The sequence below is a fragment of the Rhodopirellula sp. UBA1907 genome (assembly GCF_002337565.1).
GTDB classification, from domain to species: Bacteria; Planctomycetota; Planctomycetia; order Pirellulales; family Pirellulaceae; genus Rhodopirellula; species Rhodopirellula europaea.
This window is the reverse complement of the sequence record NZ_DDGH01000042.1, coordinates 3,151-13,713: the sequence shown is the minus strand read 5'-3', so window position 1 is coordinate 13,713 and position 10,563 is coordinate 3,151. Positions and strand designations below refer to the sequence as shown.

General features: G+C 56.7%; 6 protein-coding genes. 4 read left to right on the top strand and 2 right to left on the bottom strand.

Annotated features, from left to right (window positions below):
* The coding region (locus B2R17_RS09360) for a S1C family serine protease (RefSeq protein ID WP_286763797.1) at positions 1-818 on the bottom strand (818 nt) is incomplete at its 3' end.
* 507 nt (positions 819-1,325) lie between these two features.
* Entirely contained in the window at positions 1,326-3,533 is a 2,208-nt protein-coding gene (locus B2R17_RS09355; protein WP_286763784.1) for a tetratricopeptide repeat protein, read from the bottom strand.
* Between the two features lie 225 nt (positions 3,534-3,758).
* Here B2R17_RS09355 and B2R17_RS09350 point away from each other — a divergent pair, with 225 nt between their 5' ends.
* From B2R17_RS09350 to B2R17_RS09335, 4 genes are all read left to right on the top strand, one after another.
* A complete protein-coding gene (locus B2R17_RS09350; protein WP_286763783.1) occupies positions 3,759-4,547 on the top strand; it encodes a hypothetical protein in 789 nt (262 codons plus the stop codon).
* Between the two features lie 141 nt (positions 4,548-4,688).
* The gene (locus B2R17_RS09345) at positions 4,689-5,552 is read left to right on the top strand and encodes a Nif3-like dinuclear metal center hexameric protein (protein WP_008653749.1); all 864 of its coding nucleotides are present in this window, start codon (positions 4,689-4,691) and stop codon (positions 5,550-5,552) included.
* A gap of 70 nt (positions 5,553-5,622) precedes the next feature.
* A complete protein-coding gene (secA, locus tag B2R17_RS09340) occupies positions 5,623-9,339 on the top strand; it encodes a preprotein translocase subunit SecA (protein WP_286763782.1) in 3,717 nt (1,238 codons plus the stop codon).
* A 178-nt stretch (positions 9,340-9,517) separates the two neighbouring features.
* The coding region (locus B2R17_RS09335) for a 3-deoxy-D-manno-octulosonic acid transferase (protein WP_286763781.1) at positions 9,518-10,563 on the top strand (1,046 nt) is incomplete at its 3' end.

Sequence of the window (10,563 nt, the reverse complement as noted above, 5' to 3'; positions counted from 1 at the left end):
TTGTTGTGGCGGTTGATCATCTCGGTGACGGTTTCGAGAACTTGATCGATTGGAATCGCAAACGCGATCTGTTGGGCACCAACGCGAACGGCAACGTTGACGCCGATCATTTCGCCGTCGATGTTCAATAACGGACCGCCGGAGTTTCCGGGATTGATACCGGCACTGGTTTGAATCAGATCGCGATACTGTTGAGTCTCATTGACCGGCACGTCACGGTGCAGAGCACTGATGATGCCTTCGGTGCTGGTGTGGACATAACCAAACGCGTTGCCGATGGCGATGACCGTTTCACCGATCATCAAATCGTCACTGTGTCCACGAGGAATGGTCGGGAACGGGCCTTGGCCACGCAATTTCACCAACGCCAAATCGCTCTGTGGATCCGATGCGATCAAGTCCGCTCGGGTGGCTTCGCCGTTGTGCAACGTCACGTTCAGTTCGTTGACGTCTTCGACCACGTGGTAGTTCGTGATCACATAACCGCGAGGATCGATGACGACCCCCGTTCCCATCCCGTTGACTTGACGGAACGAATCCGGTGCTCCACCGGCCATGCTGGCCGCGGTGGTTCGGATCGTCTTTTGACCGTGCAAGTTCACCACCGATGGTGACGCACGACGAATCGCGGCCACCGTGGGCGTTTCACGCAACGAACGCGATGACCGACCGGTCGATCGAGTGTCACGCATACTGGCTTCGCTGCTGCGGAAGCTGGTCGCCGTTACGCTTTGCAAATCATCGGCTCGCACCGATTCATCGCCGCCGGTACCAACGGTCAATCCCGCCAGCAACCCCATCGACAGCAACACACCCATGGATGGGGAACGATGCGCCGACACGCCGTGACGTGTAGGCGAATGTTTTAGAAACCAACGCATGCAATCCCCGCACTCACGCAATCAAGCGGAAGTCATTGAAACAACCGGAACAACACGCCGCCAAAAACAGAGCGTCGCCCCTATGATGTCACTCACCTGATCCGACAAAACGGAAGCAAGCGGAGTGACCGGTACGAGGGTTACCATCGGACATCGCCGCAAGGTCGCTTGATCAGTGAAAGACCGCGCCGCAAGGTTTGCCAAACTTCACATTCGGCCGAAAATCGAAGATTTGGTTGAAGACAAATTCTCAAAAAACACACGCCAATGCGGCCAGAAAACCTCATCAACGCTGCATGACCGGTTGCCACGCGAGAGAGCTCAACGCCGGCCAATCGAATCACCGGATCGTGTTCGTCAACGAATCACTTGGTCGCGAGCGGATTCACTCGACCGCGACAGAGATTCGCGACGGAGAAGCGGACAGACTTGAGCCAACGTCGCTCAATTCTCCAAAAAACTCAACGGTCCATCGGGAGGCATCACACCGAGTCGGCGTTGCCGGTCGGTCAGCTCCTGAGGCGACGCTTTTGTGATCGGAAGTTTGACCTCGGGAAGCTCCTTCAGCGTCATGCCCGGGTTCGCATCCAACCACGCATTCTCGAACATCTTCAACTGACGCCGAAGCGGAGGAGAGTTCGGAGTCAACTCGACCGCCTTTCGCTGAGTCACAATCGCGGCGGGCAGATTCCCCACCGCGTAGTAGCAACGACCGCAGGTATCCAACAACGCGTCGCTGCCGGGGCTCATCTCCAACGACTCGATACTGCGTTTGAGAGCTTTATCGAAGTCGCCTTCGGTGTTGCTCACCAACCAAGCGTATTGGTTGTAGAAGTTCGCCAGCAGCATTTCGCGAATCGCGGTTTGGCGTCCCGGACGACCGTTGCCGGTTTCACGAAACGTTTGTCGCGTCTCTTCGATGTCTTCGTCGATTTCAGCCAACACCGATTCAATCTGGCCGACCACATCGGCTTTCCATTCCTCATTCCAATCCAAGCGATACATCGCGATCAAAATATCGATGTTCTCTGGGTTCATTGAGAATGCATTTTGCATTCGTTCGCTGGCGGCGGCTTGGTCATCTTTGTTCGCCAAATCCAGTCCCGCCTGAAAATCCAAGTGACTGCGAAGCGACTGATACTGAAAATCATGAGCCGTCAACTTGTGGCGGAAGTCGTCATCTTTCTCCATCCGATCCACGAGAGGTTGCAACAGAGCCACCACCTCAGCGGGCTGCTGCAACTCCGCGAGGTGCTCGGCCAACTCCCGACGAGCTATCGCGGACTCCACGTTGTGCAGAGGCAATTCATCGATCAGTTTGCGGTACTCAGCCTCAGCCCAATCCGACAATCCACGATCAATCAAATCCGCCGCGATGCGCAAATGAGCCTCGGCGTGACTTTCGAGCAGAACGGGATGCAACTGTGGTTCTTCCGGGTCCTCTGAATTGACCACCGGATTCAACGCCAACGCCTGTTCGGTTCGTTCGGCAGCCAATTCCGGTTGCCCCGATTCCAGCAACGCCTCGGCGGATGCGTACATCAACGAGGGTGACTTCTCAAACAACGATTGATGCTTTGCATGAGCCGCTGTGATGACATCGAACAATCGGTGATCGATCGCCCACAACGCCGCATCGGTCAACTCTCGTGTGCGTGGCGGAATGACATCGATGTGCCGCGTGAAAAATCGTGAGGCGTCGTCAGCCTGCCCCAGCACGCGAGCTCTTTCCGCATTCAACCAAGTCAGTCGAAACATCTCGTCGCCACTGATGGTCGCTCCGGGGGCAATCCCACCTCGAGCGACGTCTTGTTCCGACGCACCGTCATCGATGTCCCAACTGGATTCCATCGCTTCGATCAGCTCGGTCCAGCCTTCGGGTTCGAAGCGTCCTGATTCCAACTCGCTTGCGTACTGGATCATCCACTGACCGCTGAACTCGGTGTCTTTGGCAAAGACTTGTTGCAAGTGCATCACCATCAGCGATCGATCGTGGGTACTCAGTCCCAACCAATCGTCGCGTGAGCCAGAAGCGCTGGCGTCTGCATCCGCGGTGCTCCATTCGGAACGCAACTCTTTGGTTGCCCGAACGGGTTGTGCCAACAAAGCCATCGCAGCAAAACGGCTGAGCGCGGGTTCGGCTTCATAACGAGTCAAACGCACCAGCGCCGGGAAAGCCTCCATCGTTGGAAGCGCCGCCAATCGTCCGATGCGTTGCCGGCGAGCCAAGACGGAACGGGAACCATATTCGTTGAGAATCTCTTGAACGATCGGCGAGTCCGTGCTGACCGCCCAAGGCACCTCGACACCGCTGGTCAACTTGCGAGCCACAATCGCAATTTCGTTGTCGGGATGGTCGCGGGCCTCTCGCAACGCGTCAAAAGCGGCCAAACCGATTCTCGACAATCGTTGACGGCAACGCACACGAGTCGCGTAACTTTGAGATCCCAATCCCTCGATCAGTTCAGCGATTTCGTCCTCATCAACAACGGGGACGGTGCGAAGCCATTCGCTATCGGCCATCGCCGTGTTGCTAACCAACGATCCCCCGCCGGGCCCAACAACACCCGCCAGCGGGACGACCAGCACGCTCCCCACCAGGGAGCAAAACACCATCTTCAGAGGTCGACGGGTGGGATTTTGGATTCGCATCGTTAGGACTTCGTGTGAACGAGAGAACCGGTCCAAAAAAATTCGCATTCCGAATTGTAGCAACCTGGGACGACCGCACGGGGCTCTTACCCGTGACAATTGGCGGCGACATCTCCACTTTGAGTCAGACGCGCCAACGTTTTGTTTGATTCCCCCGGGCCAGACAATTAAGCTGCAACGGACTGTTGTTGATCTATCCGCCTTTCGTACAGGGTCCCCGTCGCGATGAAGATTCGCTTTGCCTCGCCACTTCTCCTTTTCGCTTTGGCGATTGGCTTTTTGACCGCCACTCAGACCAATACCGCCACCGCTCAAGCTGCTGTTCTGGCAGAAATCTACGGTCGCGGTGTTCACGCCTACAACGCTGGAAACTACAGCCAGGCTTACGAATTGCTTTCGATGGCGATCGATAACAACATCCGTGACCCGCGGGCTTATTACTTCCGTGGTCTGGCCGCCAACGCCAGCGGAATGGGTTACGCCGAAGGCGACTGGCAAACCGGTGCCGAGCTGGAAGCCCGCGGTGGAGATTCACGATCGATCGGTCGCGCACTCTCTCGCATCCAAGGCTCGCAGCGTCTGAAACTCGAACTCATTCGCGAAAAGGCTCGTTTGCAAGCACTTGCGACCGGCGCCGCTCGCTCACAAATCCGTTCGAATGAGCTTTCCGCCCAAGGCCAGCCCGCCGCTCAGGGCCAACCTTCCGCTCCTTCGCGAGCTCCGGCAATGCAACGTGGAGCCACTCCCCCACCGGCTCCCGCTTCGGATGACAACCCATTCGCGGACGATTTGGCCGCTGAAGACGCTGTGGTCGAATCCAACGATGCTTTCGAAGGTGCAATGGACAATCCATTGGCCACCGAAGCTGCCCCCGCCGACGCGTCCGCTGCTCCCGCCGATGGTGGTGCCAGCCCGTTTGACGCTGGCGACACACCAGCTGACCCATTCGCGCCCGCTGGAGACTCCGACCCGTTTGCTCCTGCGGGCGATGACGATCCATTCAGCGGATTCTGATTCGGGACAATTTCTGAATTAAGAGGCACGTCGGTTCCAAACGCGTGCCCTCTCAAGCCCGGATTCGTTGTTCCCACAATGATTCGTCGTCCGTAAAGTGTGTTCCCCCGAGCACCTTTCCTCCAAACGGTCGCGAATCCAGTGTCTCCCACCATCGAATCCATTTGCCAATCTCTTTCCGCCATCGCTCCATTGAAGCTGGCGGAAGAATGGGACAACGTTGGTCTGCTGTTGGGGGACCGCTCGGCGGAAGCCCACCGGATCCTGACCTGTTTGACAATCACTCCGGCAGTTGTCGAAGAAGCGACCGAGTTGGCTGCGAATTTGATCGTCGCCCATCACCCGTTGCCATTCAAACCGATGGCTCGGATCACAACCGATTCAGCCGCCTCCGCGATGGTTTGGAACCTGTGTCGAGCCGGAATCGCGGTTTACAGTGCCCACACCGCCTACGATTCAGCTCGTTTGGGCATCAATGAACAGTGGGCAAACCGTCTTGATCTGACCTCGATCAAACCCCTGACTCCGTCGCTGGAGGACTCAACGGTCGGTTCGGGCCGCTACGGCGAGCTTCCTGAGCCGATGACGGCGCGAGAGTTTTTGAGCTTTGCTGCAAAATCATGCGGCTCCACGCGGCCCCGCTTGGTGGGCGATTTTGACCGCTCAATCCGGCGAGTTGCCATCGGGTGCGGCAGTGGAGGCTCGTTCGTTGGTGCCGCCCGCCGAAAGGGATGTGACGTTCTGTTGACCGGCGAAGCCACGCTGCACACGTGTTTGGAAGCGGAAAACACGGGATTAACGATGGCTTTGGTCGGACACCACGCCAGCGAACGCTTCGCCATGGAAACGCTGGCCGAACAGCTGCTCCGAGAGATCCAGCCTTTGCACGAAAACTTTGCCGGCGACCAGGATTCTTCGCCACCGGACCCGTCGGGCAATTGGGTCCGTAGTAGCCAACGCGAACGAGATCCGATCGCAGTTGACCCAATTTCCCTGAACCCGTAACGTTGGAAGTTGGCATGGTTTACGCAAGCCGCACGCTTTCACACCCCCAATCGCACTGATTTGATCTTTTATGTCCATCCTGGAACGTCTTTGGGACCTCCTTGGCCTCGTCTTCGGTAGCACGTTCGAACGTGTTGGCAGCCTGGCCACCAGCGTGTTTGGCTCCGCCAATGCCCGACAAGTTGCGAAACTGCAGGAATCCGCCGACCGAATCACGGCGATGGAACCGAAGTTCGCGGCGATGTCCGACGAAGAACTTCGCGATCAAACTGTCTTGTTCCGCAAGCGACTTCGTGAAGGCGAAACGCTTGACGACATCATGGAAGAGGCATTCGCCGTCTGTCGCGAAGGCGGCAAGCGATTCCTCGGAATGCGTCACTACGACGTTCAGTTGATCGGGGGCATGGTGCTGCACTCGGGCGCGATCGGCGAAATGGTCACCGGGGAAGGTAAAACCCTGGTCGCGACCTTGCCCGCCTACCTGAACGCTCTGGAAGCCAAAGGCGTTCACGTCATCACGGTCAACGATTACTTGGCCCGTCGTGACATGGAGTGGATGGCGCCGCTGTACATGAACCTCGGCCTGACCGTCGACGCGATCCAGTCCGGCATGTCGACCAGTGAGAAACAAGCCGCTTACCAGTGCGACATCACTTACGGAACCAACAACGAATTCGGTTTCGATTACCTGCGCGACAACATGCGTCCCGCGGCCAAGGGCGACGACCGTTTCCCCAGCGAAGTGCAACAATGCCAAGGCCCGCTGAACTACGCCATCATTGACGAAGTTGACAATATTCTGATCGATGAAGCTCGGACACCTCTGATCATCAGCGGACCCGCCGACTTGGATTTGGGTCGTTATGGCGAAGCCGATCGTGTCGCTCGACAACTGAAGAAAGAAGAGCACTTCACCGTCGACGAAAAACAACACAACGTCACGTTGACTGATGAAGGCGTCCGTGCTGCGGAAGAATTGGCCGGTGTCGAAAGCTTCTACACCGCAGGCAACATGGAATGGCCGCACCTGATCGACAACGCGTTGAAAGCACACTACCTGTACAAGTTGGACGTCAACTACGTCGTCAAAGACAAACAGGTTGTCATCGTCGATGAGTTCACCGGTCGTCTGATGGACGGACGCCAGTGGAGCGATGGTTTGCACCAAGCCGTCGAAGCCAAAGAAGGCGTGCCGATCAAGCAAGAAACGCAAACGTTCGCCACCGCTTCGCTGCAGAACATCTTCAAGATGTACAAGAAGCTGTCCGGGATGACCGGCACGGCTATGACCGAAGCTGACGAATTCTGGAAGATCTACAAACTCGACGTTGTCGCCATTCCAACGCACCGTGGATTGCAACGGATCGAGCATCCCGATTTGATTTACTTGACCGAAAAGGACAAGTTCAAAGCGATCGCCGACGACGTCGAACGAACCCACAAATGGGACGTGCTGGTTCTGAAAGACGGCACCGAGATTTGGGGTAACATCAAATCCGAAACCGATTCAGTTATTGAACTGCTTCCCAAAGGCGAAAAGCAAACCGAATCCTTCTCTCGCGAAAAGATCGTTGCGATTGAGCGTGCTGGTCGTCCGGTTCTGGTCGGTACGGTCAGCATCGAAAAGAGCGAACGCTTGTCCGCACTTTTGGAACGCCGCGGCATCAAACACGACGTCCTGAACGCGAAGCAACACGGCCGAGAAGCGGACATCGTTTCGCAAGCCGGTCGCATCGGCGCGGTCACGATCGCAACGAACATGGCCGGTCGTGGTACCGACATTATCCTGGGCGGTAACCCCGAAACACTCGCCTGGGCACAACTGCAACACAAATACCCAACGCGTTTGGAAGTGCCGGACGCCGAGTGGAAAGCTCTCGTCGACGAAATCGACCAACGCGAAAACATGAGTGCCGAAGGCAAGATCGTTCGCGAAATCGGCGGTCTGTATGTGCTCGGAACCGAACGACACGAATCACGCCGAATTGACTTGCAGCTTCGCGGTCGTTGCGGTCGTCAAGGCGACCCCGGCGGCAGCCGATTCTTCTTATCACTCGAAGACGACTTGATGCGGATCTTTGCTGGCGACTTCGTCAAAAGCATGATGGAACGCATGGGCATGAAAGAAGGCGAAGCCATCGAATCATCCCTCGTCACTCGCCGAATCGCCGCGGCTCAGAAGAAGGTCGAAGAACGCAACTTCGAAATTCGAAAGAGTCTGCTCGAGTACGACGAAGTGATGGACGAACAACGCAAACGCGTTTACCGCTATCGCCAAAACCTGCTCGACGGGCACAGCTCTCGCGAGATGCTGCTGACGTTGATCCACAACGAAATTCAATCGCAAGTCGAAACGTTCCTCGATCCAAACTATGGCGTCGACACGTTCTCGACCTTCGCCGGCGGGAAGTTGGGCTGCCAATTGGACGCACGCGATTTCCAGAACATGGATTTCGAAATGGCGGATACTTACGCGAAGGATCAAGCCGAACGTGCCTCCGAAGTCACCGTCGCCGAAGCGGTCGAAGAGAACCTTCCCGAAACGATGGAAGACGAGTGGAACTGGAAGGCCATGGCGACTTGGGCCAATACTCACTTGGGCACGAATTACCAAGACCACCAGCTGAAGAACAAAGATCGCGAAGAGATGATCGACGAGTTGATCGCTCACGCGCACAAGCAAATCGAAGAGACGGATCTGAGCGAAGGCGAACCATTGCTGGAGGCCGACTATGGTCTTCGAGTCCTGTGTGCCTGGATGCGTCACAAGTTCGGAATCGAAACCACTCCGGAAGAATTCCGCGATGTCGAAGATCGTCGCAAGGTCACCGAGGAACTCAATCGACGCGCTGAAGCGGCTTACACCGAGAAAGAAGCCGAGTACCCGGTCCTGACCGGCATCTCGCGATTCACCGACAAGCAAGGTGCCCAAGTCTCGCTGGACCGTGAAGGTTTGGTCGATTGGGTCCACGGTCGTTTCAACCATGAACTCAGCGTCGATGAGGTCAAACTGAACCGCGACGACCTGAAGGTTCAATTGATCCAGTACAGCAAGCAAACCGCCAGTGCCTCCGGTGGAATGCACGCTCAAGCGGCCGAAAAAGTCGAAGATCTATTCGGCAAAGCGGACGCTGATGTAACGGCCTCACTCGCCAGCGGACAATCTGGCAAACTGGAAGCCTTGGCGACTTGGTTGCAAGAAGAACTCGGCAACCGAAACACCTCCGAAGACCTCTCGCGAATGAACCGCGCCGAGCTGACTTTGGCCGTCAACGGTGCCGTCGACGACAAATTCCACCCCGAGATGCGTCGGATGGAACGGCAGATCCTGCTGAACATCGTCGACGACTCGTGGAAGAACCACTTGCTGACGATGGACCATTTGCGAAGCAGCGTCGGCCTAAAGGGCTACGCTCAAATGGACCCCAAGGTCGAATACAAACGCGAAGGCATGCGTCTGTTTGAATCCATGTGGGATTCGATCGGCGAACGCGTGACCGACCTGATCTTCCGCATGGAGTCTTTTAACGATGACTTCATTCGCAGCACGTGGGTCGACGCGAGAACTCGCCATGACGATGCCCACGAAGCAGGCCGATCGGCCCAACAAGCTGCGCAAATGGAGTCCAACACCGCCGCTCAACGTGCCGCCGCGGGAAGCGAAGGACGAGCCGAAGGCAGCGTTGACACCGTCCGAGTCGAAGAGCCTCGAATTGGTCGCAACGCACCGTGCCCCTGCGGCAGCGGCAAGAAGTACAAGAGCTGCTGCATGCGTCGCGACGGCTGATCAAGAATGTGGCATAGGCTTCCAGCCTGTGAAAGGGATTCGACGTGGTCCCTCGCTCACGCGTCGGGTTATGATTCTCAAGCTCGTTTGATGTGAACCACTCAAACTCGGGACGGCTCGCGCCGTTCCGCTTAAACACCCGGCCCCAAAGTTCCACGCCCCGCCAAGGAAGGCAATCATGTGGCTCAACATCGCCTACGCCGCAGCACTGACCGCGGTCTCGCCGTTGGTGCTGCACCGGATGATTCGCCATGGTCGCTATCGCCGTGGTATCGGTCAAAAGCTGTTGGGCCTGTCATCCGAACAAGCGGCCAAAATCCGGGGCGATGCTGAGCGAACGATTTGGTTGCACGCGGTCAGCGTCGGCGAAGTCAATCTGCTTCCCGAATTGGTTCGCCGACTGGAGAAGCAGCATCCCGAAATCGCACTGGCGATCAGTTCCTCCACCGACACCGGATTCGACCTCGCTCGAAAACACTTCGGTGATGAACGTGTTTTCTTTTGCCCGCTCGATTTCTCCTGGGCTGTTCGCCGCACGCTGAAAAATCTGCGATGCGAGCAATTGGTTCTGGCGGAACTCGAACTGTGGCCAAACTTAATTCGCTGTGCCCAGGATGCGAACTGTTCCGTTCGAGTCATCAATGGTCGGCTCAGCCAAACGAGCGCTGCACGCTATCAGCAATTTGCCAAAGTCCTGCGTCCCACGTTTGAGCGATTGGATGCCGTTGGCTGCCAAGACGCACTCGCAGCGGAACGTTTTGTTGATTGCGGAGTCGCACCGGAAAACGTCACGGTCACCGGTTCGTTGAAGTTTGACAACGCACCTCGCTCGCGAGACACGACTGAAGTCAACGAACGAATCAACTGGTCGGGTATCGATCCGTGGCACCGAGTTTGGTGCTTTGGCAGCACGCAGGCTGGTGAAGAAGCGATGGCACTGCGTGTCTATCAAAGCCTTCGATCCAAACATCCGGAACTTCGTTTGATCTTGGTTCCCCGCCACGTCGAACGCTTCGAAGAAGTTGCCTCACTGATTCAATCGCAAGGTTTGTCAGCCGTTCGCCGCAGCAGCAATGACAGCCAATACGCTGACCAATGGGAATCAGAAGAAGTCATCTTGATCGACACCATTGGCGAACTTCGTCATTGGTGGGGCGTCGGCCAGATTGCCACGGTCGGTGGCAGCTTCGGTGATCGAGGCGGCCAAAACATGTTGGAACCCGC